General features: G+C 59.5%; 12 protein-coding genes. 5 read left to right on the top strand and 7 right to left on the bottom strand.

Going from position 1 to position 16,735, the window contains the following annotated elements:
- Positions 1–57 precede the first annotated feature (57 nt).
- Positions 58–519 carry a ribonuclease P protein component gene (rnpA, locus tag J8I33_RS17395; protein WP_006489941.1) on the bottom strand — a complete coding sequence of 154 codons (462 nt, stop codon included), beginning with the start codon at positions 517–519 and terminating at the stop codon, positions 58–60.
- 15 nt (positions 520–534) lie between these two features.
- The gene (gene rpmH, locus J8I33_RS17390) at positions 535–669 is read right to left on the bottom strand and encodes a 50S ribosomal protein L34 (RefSeq protein ID WP_004198824.1); all 135 of its coding nucleotides are present in this window, start codon (positions 667–669) and stop codon (positions 535–537) included.
- A 421-nt stretch (positions 670–1,090) separates the two neighbouring features.
- Between rpmH and dnaA the strand changes: the two genes are divergently transcribed.
- The 3 genes from dnaA (at position 1,091) to gyrB (ending at position 6,627) form a co-directional block, all read left to right on the top strand.
- Positions 1,091–2,668, top strand: a complete 1,578-nt coding sequence (gene dnaA / locus J8I33_RS17385) for a chromosomal replication initiator protein DnaA (RefSeq protein ID WP_245172165.1) — start codon at positions 1,091–1,093, stop codon at positions 2,666–2,668.
- A gap of 170 nt (positions 2,669–2,838) precedes the next feature.
- On the top strand, positions 2,839–3,945 hold the full coding sequence (gene dnaN / locus J8I33_RS17380; RefSeq protein WP_006756934.1) for a DNA polymerase III subunit beta: 1,107 nt from the start codon (positions 2,839–2,841) through the stop codon (positions 3,943–3,945).
- Between the two features lie 207 nt (positions 3,946–4,152).
- Entirely contained in the window at positions 4,153–6,627 is a 2,475-nt protein-coding gene (gene gyrB, locus J8I33_RS17375; protein ID WP_175809898.1) for a DNA topoisomerase (ATP-hydrolyzing) subunit B, read from the top strand.
- Between the two features lie 228 nt (positions 6,628–6,855).
- On the opposite strand, the gene J8I33_RS17370 is transcribed toward gyrB, so the two are convergent.
- From J8I33_RS17370 to J8I33_RS34510, 5 genes are all read right to left on the bottom strand, one after another.
- Complete coding sequence (locus J8I33_RS17370) at positions 6,856–10,041, bottom strand: N-6 DNA methylase (RefSeq protein WP_209938338.1); 3,186 nt, start codon at positions 10,039–10,041, stop codon at positions 6,856–6,858.
- On the bottom strand, positions 9,939–11,693 hold the full coding sequence (locus J8I33_RS17365; RefSeq protein ID WP_209938336.1) for an N-6 DNA methylase: 1,755 nt from the start codon (positions 11,691–11,693) through the stop codon (positions 9,939–9,941). Before J8I33_RS17365 ends, J8I33_RS17370 begins: the two co-directional genes overlap by 103 nt.
- 7 nt (positions 11,694–11,700) lie before the next feature.
- The gene (locus tag J8I33_RS17360) at positions 11,701–11,994 is read right to left on the bottom strand and encodes a ribbon-helix-helix domain-containing protein (RefSeq protein WP_245172153.1); all 294 of its coding nucleotides are present in this window, start codon (positions 11,992–11,994) and stop codon (positions 11,701–11,703) included.
- Positions 11,995–12,310: 316 nt separating this feature from the next.
- Positions 12,311–13,183 carry a hypothetical protein gene (locus J8I33_RS17355; RefSeq protein ID WP_209938334.1) on the bottom strand — a complete coding sequence of 291 codons (873 nt, stop codon included), beginning with the start codon at positions 13,181–13,183 and terminating at the stop codon, positions 12,311–12,313.
- Positions 13,184–13,679: 496 nt separating this feature from the next.
- Positions 13,680–14,579 (bottom strand): GIY-YIG nuclease family protein, encoded by a 900-nt coding sequence (locus J8I33_RS34510; protein WP_245172151.1) that lies wholly within the window; start codon positions 14,577–14,579, stop codon positions 13,680–13,682.
- Between the two features lie 413 nt (positions 14,580–14,992).
- Between J8I33_RS34510 and J8I33_RS17345 the strand changes: the two genes are divergently transcribed.
- Positions 14,993–16,012, top strand: a complete 1,020-nt coding sequence (locus J8I33_RS17345) for an IS30 family transposase (protein ID WP_209938332.1) — start codon at positions 14,993–14,995, stop codon at positions 16,010–16,012.
- 165 nt (positions 16,013–16,177) lie between these two features.
- Positions 16,178–16,423 (top strand): SymE family type I addiction module toxin, encoded by a 246-nt coding sequence (locus J8I33_RS17340; RefSeq protein ID WP_209938330.1) that lies wholly within the window; start codon positions 16,178–16,180, stop codon positions 16,421–16,423.
- Positions 16,424–16,735: the final 312 nt, after the last annotated feature.

Genomic DNA, 16,735 nt, shown 5'->3' with positions numbered 1-16,735 from the left:
CGACGCCGCGTCAAAACCGGCCGGGCGGGCGCGAACGCCGCGCCGGGCACGGATGCGTCACTCGGACGCGGGCTTCGACGCACGGCGCGCGATTTCCCGGACTGCCCTGTCGAGCAGTTCGCGGATCTCGGCCGCGCACATCGCCGCGAGCGGGGCGGAGGCCGCGCTCGGCAGCGCTTTCTTGTCGAAGCGCGTGTGCTGCCGCAGCAGCAGGTCGTAACCGGCGAATTCGGCGCGGCGCAGGCGAAACTGATCGCGCGCTAGCCGCTTCACGAGGTTACGGGTGACCGCTCGCGGCGCATACTTCTTGCCGATGACGAGCCCCAGACGTGCAGGCTGACCGGTCGGCTTGCCGTAGATCACGAAGTGCGCGGAGCGCCGCCAGGGGCGCAAACGAAAAACGGATGAAAATTCATCCGTTTTCAGAAGTCGCGCAGCTTTCGGGAAGGCGGCTTTCGTCTGCGACGGATTCGCACCCGGCTCGACGGCACCTTCCGCAGGACTGCGGACGGCGGACACAGCGCGCAACCTGCCTTAGATGGCGAGGCGCTTGCGGCCCTTCGCGCGGCGAGCGTTGATGACCTTGCGGCCGCCTGCCGTCTTCATGCGGACACGGAAGCCATGGGTGCGCTTGCGGCGCGTCACGGACGGTTGGTAAGTACGTTTCATGATGTTCTCACTTGTTCGAGAATGTCGAAATTCAGGGGACCGCGTGCCCTTAACCGGAGGCATTCGGGCGAACGCAATCGCCGGGAATACAGGATTGGTTTTCGCGGAACCCGCTATTTAAACCGTTTTTCCGTTGACGGTCAATACTTTACGAGTCGCTCGCCTGTGCCGGGCCGCTCCGATCCGGCCCCGCGACCCACAAACCCAGCCTGTGGATAAGTCCCGCTGTGGCCGCGTTTGGCGTTAGAATCTCGCCTTATCTCCAAGAATCCCGCACGCCGCTTCGGCTCGCGCCTGCCCCTCCAACACTGTGATGCAGGCGTCCGAGGCACGCTCGCACGACCGCTTCGGGCCTTGTTGCGCAACCGCCACAAGGGCGCCGGCGAGCCGCGCTGTGCACGCAAAAAACGACAGTTACTTGATGAACGATTTCTGGCAACACTGTTCCGCACTGCTGGAGCGCGAGCTAACGCCCCAGCAGTACGTGACGTGGATCAAACCCTTGGCCCCGGTGGCCTTCGATGCGTCGGCGAACACGCTGTCCATCGCGGCGCCGAACCGCTTCAAGCTGGACTGGGTCAAGAGCCAGTTTTCGGGCCGCATCTCCGATCTGGCCCGTGAATTCTGGAACACGCCGATCGAAGTCCAGTTCGTCCTCGATCCCAAGGCAGGCATGCGTAGCGCCGCCGCAGGCGCCGCACCGGCCGCCCCGCGCGCGCCGCTGGCCCCGAGCGGCCCGGCCGCGACGGTTGCCGCGATCGCCGCCAACCTGACCGCGAATGCCGCCGCCGCGCCCAGCGCGCCGGCCGACGTGCCGATGACGCAATCGGCCGCCGCCGCGCATCACCTGAACGCCGACGACGTCGACATCGACCTGCCAAGCCTGCCCGCGCACGAAGCGGCGGCCGGCCGCCGCACGTGGCGCCCGGGCCCCGGCGCCGCACCCGCGAACGGCGGCGAAGCCGATTCGATGTACGAACGGTCGAAGCTGAACCCGGTGCTCACGTTCGACAACTTCGTGACCGGCAAGGCGAACCAGCTCGCGCGCGCCGCCGCGATCCAGGTCGCGGACAACCCGGGCATCTCGTACAACCCGCTGTTCCTGTACGGCGGCGTCGGCCTCGGCAAGACCCACCTGATCCACGCGATCGGCAACCAGCTGCTGCTCGACAAGGCCGGCGCGCGAATCCGCTACATCCATGCCGAGCAATACGTGTCGGACGTAGTGAAGGCGTACCAGCGCAAGGCGTTCGACGACTTCAAGCGCTACTACCACTCGCTCGACCTGCTGCTGATCGACGATATCCAGTTCTTCTCCGGCAAGTCGCGCACGCAAGAGGAATTCTTCTACGCGTTCGAAGCGCTGGTCGCGAACAAGGCGCAGGTGATCATCACCAGCGACACGTATCCGAAGGAGATTTCGGGCATCGACGATCGCCTGATCTCGCGCTTCGACTCGGGCCTCACCGTCGCGATCGAGCCGCCCGAGCTGGAAATGCGCGTCGCGATCCTGATGCGTAAGGCACAGTCCGAAGGCGTGAATTTGTCGGAAGACGTCGCGTTCTTCGTCGCGAAGCACCTGCGCTCGAACGTGCGCGAGCTCGAAGGCGCGCTGCGCAAGATCCTCGCGTATTCGAAGTTCCACGGCCGCGAGATCTCGATCGAGCTGACCAAGGAAGCGCTGAAGGACCTGCTGACCGTGCAGAACCGGCAGATTTCGGTCGAGAACATCCAGAAGACCGTCGCCGACTTCTACAACATCAAGGTCGCCGACATGTATTCGAAGAAGCGCCCCGCGAACATCGCGCGGCCGCGGCAGATTGCGATGTACCTGGCGAAGGAACTCACGCAGAAGAGCCTGCCGGAAATCGGCGAGCTGTTCGGCGGGCGCGATCACACCACCGTGCTGCACGCGGTGCGCAAGATCGCCGACGAGCGCAGCAAGGACGCGCAGCTCAACCACGAGCTGCACGTGCTGGAACAGACGCTGAAGGGCTGAGCGCGCGCGCCGCGCTTGATAATTCGGCCTCCGCCCCAATTTAAGGGGGGCGGTTCGGTTTTGAGGCACAATACTGGTTTGACCGCCCCGGTGGTGGCGGGCCAAGAGCCCGGCCGGCGGGGCGCTGCGAGGCTGCTGCGCTGCAGGCCGTTACTCAACGAAGGAACTCTATGCAACTGGTCAAGACCGAACGAGACACCCTCCTCAGGCCGCTGCAAACGGTCAGCGGCATCGTCGAACGCCGCCATACGTTGCCGATCCTCGCCAACCTGCTGATCACCAAGAACGGCCCGGACGTTTCGTTCCTGTCGACCGACCTGGAGCTGCAGATCACCACGCGCGCCGATTTCGGCGTCGGCGGCGACCAGGTCGCGACCACCGTCGCCGCGCGCAAGCTGCTCGACATCCTGCGCGCGATGCCTGACGGCCAGGTCACGCTGTCGCTCGCCGACAAGCGCCTCACCGTTCAATCCGGCAAGAGCCGTTTCGCACTGCAGACGCTGGCGGCCGACGAGTTCCCGACCGTCGCGCAGGCGAAGGATTTCGGCGCCACGCTGACCGTCCCGCAGAAGTCGTTCCGCCAGTTGCTCGGCATGGTGCACTTCGCGATGGCGCAGCAGGACATCCGCTACTACCTGAACGGCATGCTGCTCGTCGTCGACGGCGACCAGCTGATGGCCGTGGCCACCGACGGCCACCGCCTCGCGTTCTCGTCGATGAAGCTCGAAGGCGGCACGTTCGGCCGCCAGGAAGTCATCGTGCCGCGCAAGACGATTCTCGAGCTGCAGCGCCTGCTCGAAGACATCGACGACACCGTCACCATCGACATCGCGCAAACCCAGGCCAAGTTCACGTTCGGTCAGGTCGAGCTCGTGTCGAAACTCGTCGAGGGCAAGTTCCCCGACTTCCAGCGCGTGATCCCGAAGGCGCACAAGAACACGTTCGAGATCGGCCGTGAAGAGCTGCAGCGTTCGCTGCAGCGCGCGGCGATCCTGACCTCGGACAAGTTCAAGGGCGTGCGCTGCATCATCGCGCCGGGCCAGCTGAAGATCATGTCGACCAACGCCGATCAGGAAGAGGCGCAGGAAGAACTCGAAATCGCCTACCAGGGCGATACCGTCGACATCGGCTTCAACGTCACGTATCTGCTCGACGTGCTCGCGAACCTGAAGGTCGACACCGTGCAGGTGAGCCTCGGCGACGCCAGCTCGAGCGCGCTGATCACCGTGCCCGAGAACGACGAGTTCAAGTATGTCGTGATGCCGATGCGCATCTGACGCGCTCGACATCGCGACACACACCAGGGGGCGGCAAGCCCCTTTGGCGTTTTTATGGCGAACTGACAACCCGCCCTTTTGGTGCCGTTTCGGCGCTTGGGGCGGGCCAGGAAACTGGAGCGGCCCGGCCTAGGCGGCCCCGCGCTTTCTCTCGCTGAAACGCACCGCGCCGCCACGAGAGTGGCCCCGCAGAACCGGAAGATATCCATGAGTGAACAGCACAATTCGCAACCCGATAACAGCAGCTACGGCGCCTCGTCGATCCAGATCCTCGAAGGTCTGGAAGCGGTGCGCAAGCGCCCCGGGATGTACATCGGCGACACGTCGGACGGCACCGGTCTGCACCACCTCGTGTTCGAGGTGCTCGACAACTCGATCGACGAAGCGCTGGCCGGATACTGCAACGACATCCACGTGACGATTCACGCCGACAACTCGATTTCCGTGACCGACAACGGCCGCGGGATTCCGACCGACGTGAAGATGAACGACAAACACGAGCCGAAGCGCAGCGCCGCCGAGATCGTGATGACCGAGCTGCACGCCGGCGGCAAGTTCGACCAGAACAGCTACAAGGTGTCGGGCGGCCTGCACGGCGTGGGCGTGTCGTGCGTGAACGCGCTGTCGAGCTGGCTGCGCCTCACCGTGCGCCGCGACGGCAAGAAGCGTTTCATGGAGTTCCACCGCGGCGTCGCGCAGGATCGCGTGCTCGAAGTGGTGGACGGCGTGGAAGTGTCGCCGATGCTCGTGACCGGCGACACCGAGAACCGTGGCACCGAAGTGCATTTCATGGCCGATCCGACCATTTTCGGCACGGTCGAGTATCACTACGACATCCTCGCGAAGCGGATGCGCGAGCTTTCGTTCCTGAACAACGGCGTGCGGATTCGCCTCACCGATCTTCGTTCGGGCAAGGAAGACGATTTCGCATTCGCCGGCGGGGTGAAGGGCTTCGTCGAGTACATCAACAAGACGAAGACCAACCTGCACCCGACCGTGTTCTTCGCCAACGGCGAGAAGGACGGCGTGGGCGTCGAAGTCGCGATGCAGTGGAACGACAGCTACAACGAGAACGTGCTGTGCTTCACGAACAACATTCCGCAGCGCGACGGCGGCACGCACCTGACCGGCCTGCGGGCCGCGATGACGCGCGTCATCAACAAGTACATCACCGACAACGAAATCGCGAAGAAGGCGAAGGTCGAGACGACCGGCGACGACATGCGCGAAGGGCTGTCGTGCGTGCTCTCCGTGAAGGTGCCGGAGCCGAAGTTCAGCTCGCAGACGAAGGACAAGCTGGTTTCGTCCGAAGTGCGTGCGCCGGTTGAAGAAGTCGTCGCGAAGGCGCTGGAAGAGTTCCTGCTGGAAACGCCGATCGACGCGAAGATCATCTGCGGGAAGATCGTTGAGGCTGCTCGTGCGCGTGATGCTGCGCGGAAGGCACGCGAAATGACGCGCCGCAAGGGCGTGCTCGACGGCGTTGGCCTGCCCGGCAAGCTCGCGGACTGCCAGGAGAAAGACCCGGCGAAGTGCGAAATCTACATCGTCGAGGGTGACTCGGCAGGTGGGTCGGCCAAGCAAGGACGTGATCGCAAGTTCCAGGCGATTCTGCCGCTGCGCGGCAAGGTGCTGAACGTCGAGAAGGCGCGCTACGACAAGCTGCTGTCGTCGGAACAGATCGTCACGCTCGTGACCGCGCTTGGGTGCGGGATCGGCAAGGAAGACTACAACCTCGAGAAGCTCCGCTATCACCGCATCATCATCATGACCGACGCGGACGTGGACGGTGCGCACATCCGGACGCTGCTGCTCACGTTCCTGTATCGCCAGATGCCGGACATGATCGAGCGCGGGTACGTGTATATCGCGCAGCCGCCGCTTTACAAGATCAAGGCGGGCAAGGACGAGCGGTATCTGAAGGATGACGTGGAGCTCAACGCGCATATGCTGCGGTTGGCGCTGCAAGGCTCGGAGTTGGTGCCGGGTGAGAATGCGGCGGCGATTTCGGGTGATGCGCTTGGGGAGCTGGCGCGGTCATATCTGCTGTCGCAGAGCGTGATCGACCGGTTGAGCCGGTTGTATGACCCGGCCGCGCTGGAAGCCGTTATGGATGGCGTGGTGATCGATCTTTCCAATGAAGAGTCGACCGAGGCATCGGCTAAGGCGCTGCACGCTGCTTTGCATGACGAGGCGCTGAAGAACGAAGTGCGGGTTGTGCCTTCGTATGACGCGGTTCGTGAACAGCGGGCGCTGCACGTCGAGCGGACGCATCACGGTAATGTGCGGGTCTCGGTCATCGACCAGGAATTCCAGCACACGGCGGATTATCAGCAGCTCGTGACCACCGCGAATACGTTCAAGGGGCTTATTGGGGAAGGCGCGGTCATCAAGCGCGGTGAGCGCAGCATGGCCGTGGCGGACTTCAAGAGCGCGATGAAGTGGCTGCTGGCGGATGCTGAACGCAACGTCTCGAAACAACGCTATAAGGGGCTCGGCGAGATGAACCCCGAGCAGCTGTGGGAAACGACGATGGATCCGGCAGTGCGGCGTCTGCTGCGTGTGCAGATCGAAGACGCGATTGCTGCGGACGGGATCTTTACTACCCTCATGGGGGATGACGTCGAGCCGCGGCGTGCGTTTATTGAGAGCAATGCTTTGCGAGCTGGCAACATTGATGTCTGATGCTGTCAGCCGGTAACTGCAAAAGCTGAGAAAGCAAGGCCCATAAGTTGAGAAACTTATGGGCCATTTCTATTGAGTAAATCGTACCGCTATGACTATCGCCGGACGTATATGCCTGCCTCGATGAATTTCGCCGCTAGGTATTACGCCCAAACCTTCCTCCACTTTCTGCGCGTCGGCTGCGCTCCTTGTCGTCGTTCGTTGTTACCGACGTCGTTGGTGCTCTAGTCAACTTGGGACCGGAACAGCTCGGACGATGTCCATGTCTGCCTGCGATAATCCGAACAATTCGGTAATGCGCACCTCGATTCGATTTCGAAGCGTGTGAACACGCCGTTTATACAAGATCCGCTCATGCGGGGTACGGGCAGAGGCGAGAGTGCTACTCGTTCGAATAAGTTCGGCAACGATGTTTTCTATCTCCACTCGTTGGCAGTCGGTAGGTACCGGTATCGGAAGATTCTCAATGTATTGCTTGCCGTGAGAGTAATAGCCACCGCGGAAAGTACTGGTATTAGTCCGCACAATGGCCTCACTGAGGGGGTGGTTGAGCACGGCGAGGAGATAAAAGTCACTCAAGCCTTGATCGGGAAGCGCGCGAACCATATAGTAAGGACCATTCCCACCGCCAGTGACGATAATGTTCGTGTCGTCGTAGGCATACCGCGGTTCTAGGGAAAGGATGGGCAGAATGATCTTCGGCGTGTTGAATTTGGTAAGACTTTGTGAGCGGCCGAACTGGTAAAACTGTCGTTCTCCAGCGACACCGCCATTGATCCTGCGAGCATCGAGAGCTGTGCGCCTGGCAGCTAGATATGCGAAACAGCCGGGAAAGCGCTCGGCCATCTCGTCCGGCTGGATGAGCATGGCCTTCTCGCCGCGCTCAGTCGCGACAAGCACGTAAGGGAAGATCATCCACGCATTCGACCGAGGCTTCGCGTAAGCATCGACAGACACGTCAAGTAGGCACGGGCGCAGGATGCCACGCTCGATCGGCCAATCGCGCCCGTCCCAGTGAAGCGTGACGGAATCGTGCGTCTCGGTCACGCTATGGAATATGTAGATCGCATCGGCGCTCGTCTGAACGCCGACGAATATCTCGGCCACGGCTCCGAGTCGCGATGTGTGCATTTCTCGGATGCGCTCGAACAACTGGCGCGTTTCGTTATCCGCAAACTGCCATGTGCCATCACCGAGCGCGCTCGAAGGAATATCGGTGATCAAGCCACGTCTGCCGTAACGCCAAGCTTCGAGGTGGTCGACTTGCTCTACGCGAACCGTCGTCGTGCCGCGGCGATCCAAGATCAGTATGCAGGTATAGTTCGACGCCTTGCGACCGAACACCTGCTTGACGCCGAAGTGCACAACTTGCTCGAGGAACCGGGGCTCTGCGATCATGTGACGCAACGCCCGGCCCGCCTGCGTGCTCATGAATTTGTGTGGCGTGATCACTCCGAGCCGTCCGCCCGCGCCCAGCAGCGATACTGAGCGCTCGATGAAAAGCGCGTATTTGTCGAAGTTGTCCTGATGCGCGGTGGCGTAGGGCGAGGCCGCGTTCTGATAGTAGGCGACTTCTTCCGGCGAGTAGACCGCCATGTTCTGAATGCGGATATATGGCGGGTTGCCAACGATCACATCGAAGCCGCCGCGTGCCATTTCGACGGCAAACTCCTCTGGCCAATCGAACGGATTGACTTTCGCAACAAGCGCAGCCGGCATCGGGCCTTGCGCTTGAGCCCACTCATCGGGACTAACAAGACTGTTGCCGGACTTGATCACGCCCTCGAGGTCAGGTAGCGCTGGCGTGCGGTGCGCCCGGACGTAATCGCGAAGGCTCGTCGCCTCTTCGCCCTCAATCAACTTGAGCAGCAAGCTGAAGCGAGCCACCTCCACCGCATTGTGGTCGATATCAACACCCCGGACATGTACGATCAGAATGCGGCGCTTTTCAGCGTATGTCAGGCGCCAATGCCCCGCGCCGGCATCGTAGATCGTACGTCCAATATGCGCTTCACGATCGTTGGTCAGATACCATGCCAGATAGTGATCGAGGATGAGCTCGTAAAGCGCCAGCAGGAAGATGCCTGATCCGCAGCAGATATCGGCTGCTGTGAACGTCGCAAGTGCAGCCGGACTCTTACCCGACAACAAAGGAAATAGCGTGCGTTCGACAATCGCATCGACGATATAGCGCGGAGTCGGCACCACGCCGCCGCTTTCACGGACCTCGGGCTTACTAACGATCGTGACAGTGCCGTCACCAATCGTGATCTCCTCGCCGAGGAACTGCTCGTAGATCTCACCGAGTACCTCCGTCTCGACCACAGCGAACGTGTAAGGGCTCTGCGGATAGTAAAGCTCGGTGATGACACTGTGCAGAATCGCGTCGCTAATACGAATGCCGAGCCGCGAATCGTCGAGCAGGCGAAAGAGCCCCGAATCGTAGAATGCGTCGGCGCGGCGCAACTCGTTCAGCAGCGCGTCGAATGTGTTCGCCGCCGGCAGATTCCTCAGCGTTTCGTAGCGCTCGATCTCACGGTCCTCGCAAATGCGCAGGAAGACGATCCGCGAGAGGAAGATCTGCACTGCGTAGGTCAGCTCTGCGGGGCTCAAGCCTGGCGTATTTACATGAATGTCGGCTGCGAGCCTCTCGCGCCATGATCTGACTTGTCTGAGAAAGAAATCGTCGAATTGCTCCGCGCCGTGGCGCGTCACGCCGACGGCGAAGCGCCGGTCGAAATCACCCGAATAGACGGCTTGCCGCGAAAGGATTGGCCATAGCTCGTCAAAACGCGCCTCGAATTCGTCGTAGTGCACGAGCAGCAGCCGGGCGACATGCGCCTCGTCCGTGGGAGCAGGAACGGGCCGGCAATCGTAAACCGCGAGTTGGTGGAAGTTCGTCAGGATCGCGATCGGTAGGCTCGCCGAATAGCCATATCGACGCGTTTGAAAAGCAGCTGCGGTACTGCGATCCATTGCGACGCTCGGCTTCTTCGCCTCGACGAAAAGCTTACGCTGCCGGGCGAGTCGGAGTTCATAGTCGGGGCGCTTCGACAACCGCTCATCCCCGACTTCGACAGTGGCCTCTTCGACGACTTCACGAAAGCTCGCGGGAAGGCCCGCCGTATTATGGACATCCCAGCCAAAGGCTTCGAGTAGCGGCGTGATGAAATCGGTACGGGCCTGCGTCTCGTTGTAGGTCGCTCGGTGGTGGTCCGCTTCGTTGCGCCGAAACTTCTCGACGAGCGCGGCGACTTTTGCGCGCGAAGCATCTCGTTGATCGGCTTCTGCTAACAACACGCTCTCCGCCATCATTCCGCCGCTCGCTGCGCGGCGGCGGCCGCACGCGAACTCTTGCTGCGCGCCATGCGACGATTGCGCATCTTGCCCCAGATATCGCGCAGCAGCAGGCAATCCGATCTCGAAAGCCCCATATGCCCCATCAGCACGAGCCGCCCGTTCTCTTCGAGCACGTCGTCAAGACGCCCCTCGCGGGTAAGCTTGTCGCATTCCGCAAGCGGCAATGCGCCGTTGAGTATGGCCGGAACGAGCAGGCGCTCCGCCTCAGTTGGCTCGAGCTCGAGCACGCCACCGCCATAGCTGCGGCCCTCGATCTCGGCAGACGCAGCCGTCAACCACGAATAGGTGTTGGCGATGACGCGCTCCGGCGTGGACGTTTTCGCGCGCATCCGGTGGATCGTATCGGTCGACGTAGCGCCCGCCTGGTTCAGCACGACACGAGGGAAGTCGTAGATCTGGCGAAAAAGAAAGCCGTCTGGAACCCATACCGAAGGCACTTCATACCAAGGCTCACGAATCGAGCACTTGTAGCCCGTGTGCACCTCATGCTCCTCACCATGACGGATGTATCGCGCAAGGGCGCCCGTGGGTTTGGTGCCCCGTATGGGCTTCAGGTGAAGTAGGTGGACGCGGTCCCCCGAAGCTGACATCGCTTGCCAGTCCCTCTTGCCGACACGGGCACCTTTCAGGTGCATGGAGCGCGAGACGAGCGGCGCCGTGTATTCCGCAAGGCCCAGTTCCTCGACCTGTTCACTCGTCAACACAAAAAACTCATTTTTGCCCGTCACAACACCCACATCGACGCTCGCGTGCGTGGAGAGCGAGGTCGTCACATCAGACGTGCGCAATTCGCGCATGAACGAAATTTCGCGTTCGGTCAGGAAGTACTTAAGCCACTTTTCACTGTCGTGGCGAATCGTCTTCGGCTGGGCATTGACGAGCAAAGCCTCCGGCGACCTACCAATGATATCTGCGACCGCACCCGCCTCAGTCATGGTGACGCGGCAAGGGTTCGCCTCCGACGCGGCAGGCAGGCGACCATCTGCAAGCAAGAGCACCACCTCCTGCTCGGCCTTCTTGAAGAAGAGCTCGTTGCAAGCGACGATGTCAATGCGATCGAACCGATCCGTGAGAAAGGACCTCAGCTGCGCGGCATAGGTGACCTGCAACAATTCGGCCGGTAGGACCATGGCCAGTCGGCCGCCGGGCCTGAGGCCAGCGACGGCCGCCACCACAAACGGTACCCATATATTCGTGAGCCGGTTCGGCGAGAGGCCGTTTTCCGCCATCAGCGCCATGGCCATGCTGCGGTGCGGTTCCGGGAAAGTCTGATAGCGAATGAACGGCGGATTGCCGATGACAGCATCGAAGGATGGCTCTCCGTTGTTCATCCACCAGGAGAAAAAGTCCGATGTCTGCACCACATGATCGGCATGCTCACCGAGTTTTGCGCGCAAGGCCTCTTTGGCGTGCGCGGCTTCAGCCGGAATGATTTCGACGCCCGTCAACTTGCCGGCGATCGTCGCGCTTCTTGCACCCAGTTCGGCGTACCGGCGGGCAGCAGCGCAGAGGAAGGCGCCATCGCCGCAACTCGGCTCTAGCACGCGCTCATTAGAAGACCGGATTGCCCACGTACAAAGCCAATCGGCGACTTCAGGGGAAGTGTAGTAGCCGCCCCGAAGCTTGTCTTGATCCAGGTCTTTGAATCGACCGCTTTGCGTCCGCTTAAGGGGGCTGGAGAGTGTTGTCTTTCTGACAGATGACATGGTCGGCTCAAGTTGATTTTTCGAGGAGCGGCCATTGATCCGCAATGTACTTCTCGACGGCGTCGCGGACAACCCAAGCAAGTGAGACCTTCTTCTGCGAAGCAATCTGTTCGAGAAGGTGGTAGAGATCTGGGGGAAAGCTGACCGAAGCTCGGAGAGGAGCCTCCGTTTTTCTTTGCTTTCCTTTCGTCTTGTTTGCGGCCGTCACGTCGTGACCCCGTGGTGGAATAATGCACCATTTTACACCACTGTGCGGCAGGGAGATGGCTTTCGGGGTATGGGCAGAGTGAGACAGCGGCATGTTCTGCGGTTGGTCGGGGCTGGGGTCCGAGTTGCGTCGATGCCTGCGACGTCGTGTCTGGTGGTCCGCTCAGCCCTTCTTTCTGCCCCGGACCGAGCCCTGAGACGTGTTTAACCTGCAAGATTCAAGCACGCTTGGCAACATGTGCATTCTTGCTGGGCAAATGCAGCCAGAGGGGCACTGGGCGGTCTTAGCCCCAGCGCCACCGCAAGTGTGTGCAACTCCTGCAAAGACGGAGGGTTCTAGTGAGTACTAGCCGATTCAATGCAGAAAAACCAGCCACGATTAACAAGTGCGTCTTGTCAATTAATATCCTTCACGCCTGGTTGAGATCTTGCTCATGCTCGATACCGGGCGCTTCACGAACATACCCGTGAGGAGGAAGCCCTTTATAACGTTCTTTGTAGCAGCGGGCAATTTTCTGCGAAAAATTTTCCAAGCCAATGACGGAATCTTCGCCGAGAACGGTTTGATCTATTTCGCCTGTCTCCGGCTCCCAAACGATCAATGCGATAGCCTCAGCCAAATGGTGCTGATCCAACACGTGTTCACGAGTGCCAAGGCGCTCAAGAGTACGAACTATGTCTGCCTGCTGTTTCGCTTCAAGCGCCGGCTTTGGGAGGATGACCATGAACGCAACAACAGCATACGGAAAGCGAGTATGAATCGTCGCCGCCTCCGTGGCGAGGTCATTTATCATGTTTTGCCAGTTTTTCCCGATACTCTTTTTATCATTTAATGACTTACTATCGAACGCCACTCGTGGGCCGTCAGGCCGATAGGCTGCATCGTAATTTTGGGGGCGAATACCACCCACAATCCGTGTCAGGCCAACCTCCACGCAATCTTCTTGTGGCGGTAGTAACGAGTCGCCGTTGGGTACTACCACAGGCACACTACCAAGGAACTTAGCAAGGGCCTCGCCAAATGCTCGATCAAAAAGAGAGCCGAACTGGATGGATTCATCCTTTGCGAAAGCACCGCTGATTGAAGACGGATTAAATTCCTTCTCCTTGAATTTACGGCCTGCTGCATGCGCCGCCTTCTTCCGCGCTTCCTCCTTTTCCGCGAACCTCTTTTTCCCTTCTGCTTCCGCTCTTTTTTTGTTCTCGAGCCATTTTTCTCCCCATTTTTTAAGTTCAGCCGAGCCAATAGAAACTATCGGCATCGTCAGTGCAAGCTGTCCCATTTCCCCTCCCTGTACTATTAATTCACGAAATAAGCATGTGCATTCGCCGAGCACCGGATTTACTTGCAACTATCGACGCCACTCCGAGTGACGAAGGCGCCGTGACCTTCACACGTGTGTTCCGACGAGATCCCTTGTTTCAAGATTGAATTAGGGCCCATGTCCGATTGACACAGCACCTCGCATGCCGAGTCACTAAACAGCGGTGTGCCGCTCCAAGCGGCAGTGTTTGTCAAGGTCACGCACTTCGAACAACTTCGCGATCTGCGACAGCAGCGAACACGAAGTGCGGCCAGTCCTGATGGGAATTCACGCTCGGATAGCGGCCTTCTTGTTACTGCGCTGGGTGCGTACGTCGCAAGCGCGCAGCTAACGAGTTGTTTAGCCTCGCCCACAAAAACGCGGACAGGTTCCCAGCGATCGAGAAACAGGAGAGAACTTTGCAAATGTTCAGACTCCGAGCAAACTGATCCTGTACTCGTCTCCACTTCAGCGATCATGAGATCGGCGCCCACACTTGGTCCAAATTCGTCGCCGCCAGAACCTTCTCTCTTAGAGCGTAACGCGGCGACTGCATGTTGACTTCACTATCCACTGGGCGTGGGATCGGACCAATCTCTTGCGCCGCCCCTTTAAAGTGAATCATGTATTTCCCGGTATCGTTGTAGGGAACGATTGATTCGATTTCCGCAATGTGAGTTATCGCCGCCACGGGAGCAACTTGATATGCCACGATGTACTTTAACTTTGGAATGTGCTTCGCATTAATTCTTACTGCGAACCAACAGTTCTCACCCAAGTAGCGTCGATTAAACCCCTCTTCTCGAGCAGGCACGACGATCGTGTCGAATTTCTCGCTGTCTGTCTCAATTGCTTGAACTTGACCAGAGGTATCACTCTGCTTCGGCGCATTGAACGCGTTGATTCCAAGCATCGGCAAGATCAACAGCATGTCAGCTAAAAATGCTTGTGCGGTCGCCCTCGCGGCAGGTGCCATCGTTGGCGTTGTCGGACTGTTCTTGTTCAGCAAGATCGCGCGGCCATGCTTCTTAGCCAGCGCAACCAGCTCAGACTCTAGAAACTGAACTTCCGTCTTGCCGATCTTGTGATTTCGGTCGAAAAAATACACACCCCAGACCCACCCCTCCTTGTTCGCGACGTGATTCTTTAGGCGATCACCAACCGGGTCTGCCTCACCGATGTAGATAGTCTCCTCTGCTGCGTTACCAACAAGGATGTAGACGCCTGCCTGGGAGATGCCAGGCTCCTGCTTCAGTAGATGGAAGAGTTCCCTCGTGAAGACAACCCCATAACCAGACCAGTTCGATTTATCGACGTGGCGAATTCCCTCCGGATCACCGGTGGTTGCGAATAGCGTGATGGAGAACGGTTGCATTGGGTCCCTCTTTCTTCAAGTCTTTCTGGCGAAGTCCCGTTCGCTTGCTGGCTGATCGAGTTCGCTACCGCGCAATTGTAGTCGTCAATTTCGATGGACCGAGCGTGAGGACTTCCCTATGTCCATGTCGTTATACACAACGTCGCCGCCGGTCTGCGGCGGCGAGAAAGCTCGTTTACTTTCAATGACATAGTGCGGCGCTTGTAAACTGTCGGCGTTTCGCGTTTACTCTCCGCATTTGAGCGGACGCCTTCTTCATCCGCTCTCGATATCGAGCATCCCTCGTTCTGATCATCACCGACGGTTTCGTCGCTAGTTGCATTCGCTGAGCAGAGCGAGATTCCAAGTGGCTAATCGTCCCTACTTAGACTCTAGTTTCAAGTGCAGCACCTGTAATGAGGTAGGGTGTTGCGATGAAGAAATACAAGCATCTGAGCGCCGAAGAGCGCGCGGCGATCATGATCGAGAAAGGCAGGAACACAAGCCTCAGCGCGATTGCAAGACTGCTGGGTCGCAGCGCGTCGACGATCACGCGGGAACTGGCCCGCAATCGCGCGGAATCGCCACGCGGCTATGACGCCACGAGTGCGGCCCTGGCATACCGGACGCGCCGCGCGCGGAGTCGGCGGCAACCGAAGCTGGCAGTGGGAAATGCGCTGTACTGGCAGGTGCATCACGATCTGGTTTATCGGCGCTGGTCGCCGCAGCAAATTGCTGCCAGACTTCGCGAGATGCATCCAGACAGTCCCGACCAACGCGTCAGCCACGAAACGATCTACGCGGCGATTTATACGCATCCTCGTGGTGGCTTGAAGCAGGCCATGATCGAAGCCCTTCGGCAGGAGAAGCCCGTGCGCGGCAACATGCGCAAGACGCCTGCCCGCAAGAGCTTCGTGCCGGAGGAACTGCGCATCATCCATCGCCCGGAGCAAATCGAAACACGCCAATGGCCCGGTCATTGGGAAGGCGATTTGATCAAAGGCGCGTTCAATCGCTCCTGCGTCGGCACGCTGGTCGAGCGCAAGACGCGGTTCGTGGTGCTGTGCCGCATGGATGGCTGTACGGCCCAAGATGCGCTGGAAGGCTTCACGCGGCAGATGAAGAAACTCCCGGCCTTTCTCCGTGAGAGTCTGACGTACGATCGCGGATCGGAAATGACCTGTCATGTCGAACTGGCCAAGCGGCTGAATCTGGACATCTGGTTTGCGGATCCTTACGCCCCCTGGCAACGGGGCAGCAATGAGAACACCAACGGTCTGCTGCGGCAGTTCCTGCCCAAGGGCGCGGATCTGTCAGGCGTGACACAGATGCAGTTGAACGATATCGCCAAATTGATGAACGGCCGTCCTCGTCAAACCCTCAACTGGAAAACTCCCGAAGAGGCGATGGCTATGGAATTGGCCGCCGCTGGATTGGCTAACCGTTGCACTTGACTCTTGAGACCGCCCTATACCATTCGATCAATTCCCATGTATTAGCCTCATAAAGCGTTCTTCTTCGCGTAGACTGAACCTGCAGCACCGCAAAAAAGCGCGGGCCGCATGGGCTGCCACCCATACGACCCGCTGACCACAACCAACTCACCTCAGGAGTCGGAAATGGCTAAGGCCAATCATAAATCACGTACCCCCGTAACAGAACGCTTCGTCACTATTCAAGAGTCAGCGCGCCATCATTCCTTGTCTAGGGTTCTCCGTGCCATCAGAGCGCACCGGAAACTGAACACGACGTACTTCCCGTGGATCAAATTGGCGGGAGTATGGCTTGAGGACGCGGGATTCGAGGCAGGAGAACGCGTCCGGATTACTGTCGAGGACAAGCGGCTCATCATCACGCCGATGTGATCGGCGCATTGCCCATGGTGGGCGTCGCAAGTCACCATCGCTCAGGTAGCTCAGTGCCCGAGACTCGATACCGTTAGTAACTGTGACAAGCGACGATCGTTCTGAAACTGCAGCGGGCCGGTCACTCCGGTCCGCTGCCGTGTAGCTATTCGGCACGAGGTGGGATCTACACCGGGCACACCACACATTTCTGTCGCGCCAATGCAAAAACCCCCGCCTTTCGAGCGGGGGTTCTTGGCTTAGGGAGCCTGACGATTACCTACTTTCACACGGGAATCCGCACTATCATCGGCGTAGAGTCGTTTCACGGTC

The sequence above is a fragment of the Burkholderia sp. AcTa6-5 genome, assembly GCF_017815075.1.
Lineage (GTDB): Bacteria > Pseudomonadota > Gammaproteobacteria > Burkholderiales > Burkholderiaceae > Burkholderia > Burkholderia sola.
The sequence above is the reverse complement of the archived record's forward strand: the minus strand, read 5'-3'. Positions and strand labels throughout refer to the sequence as shown.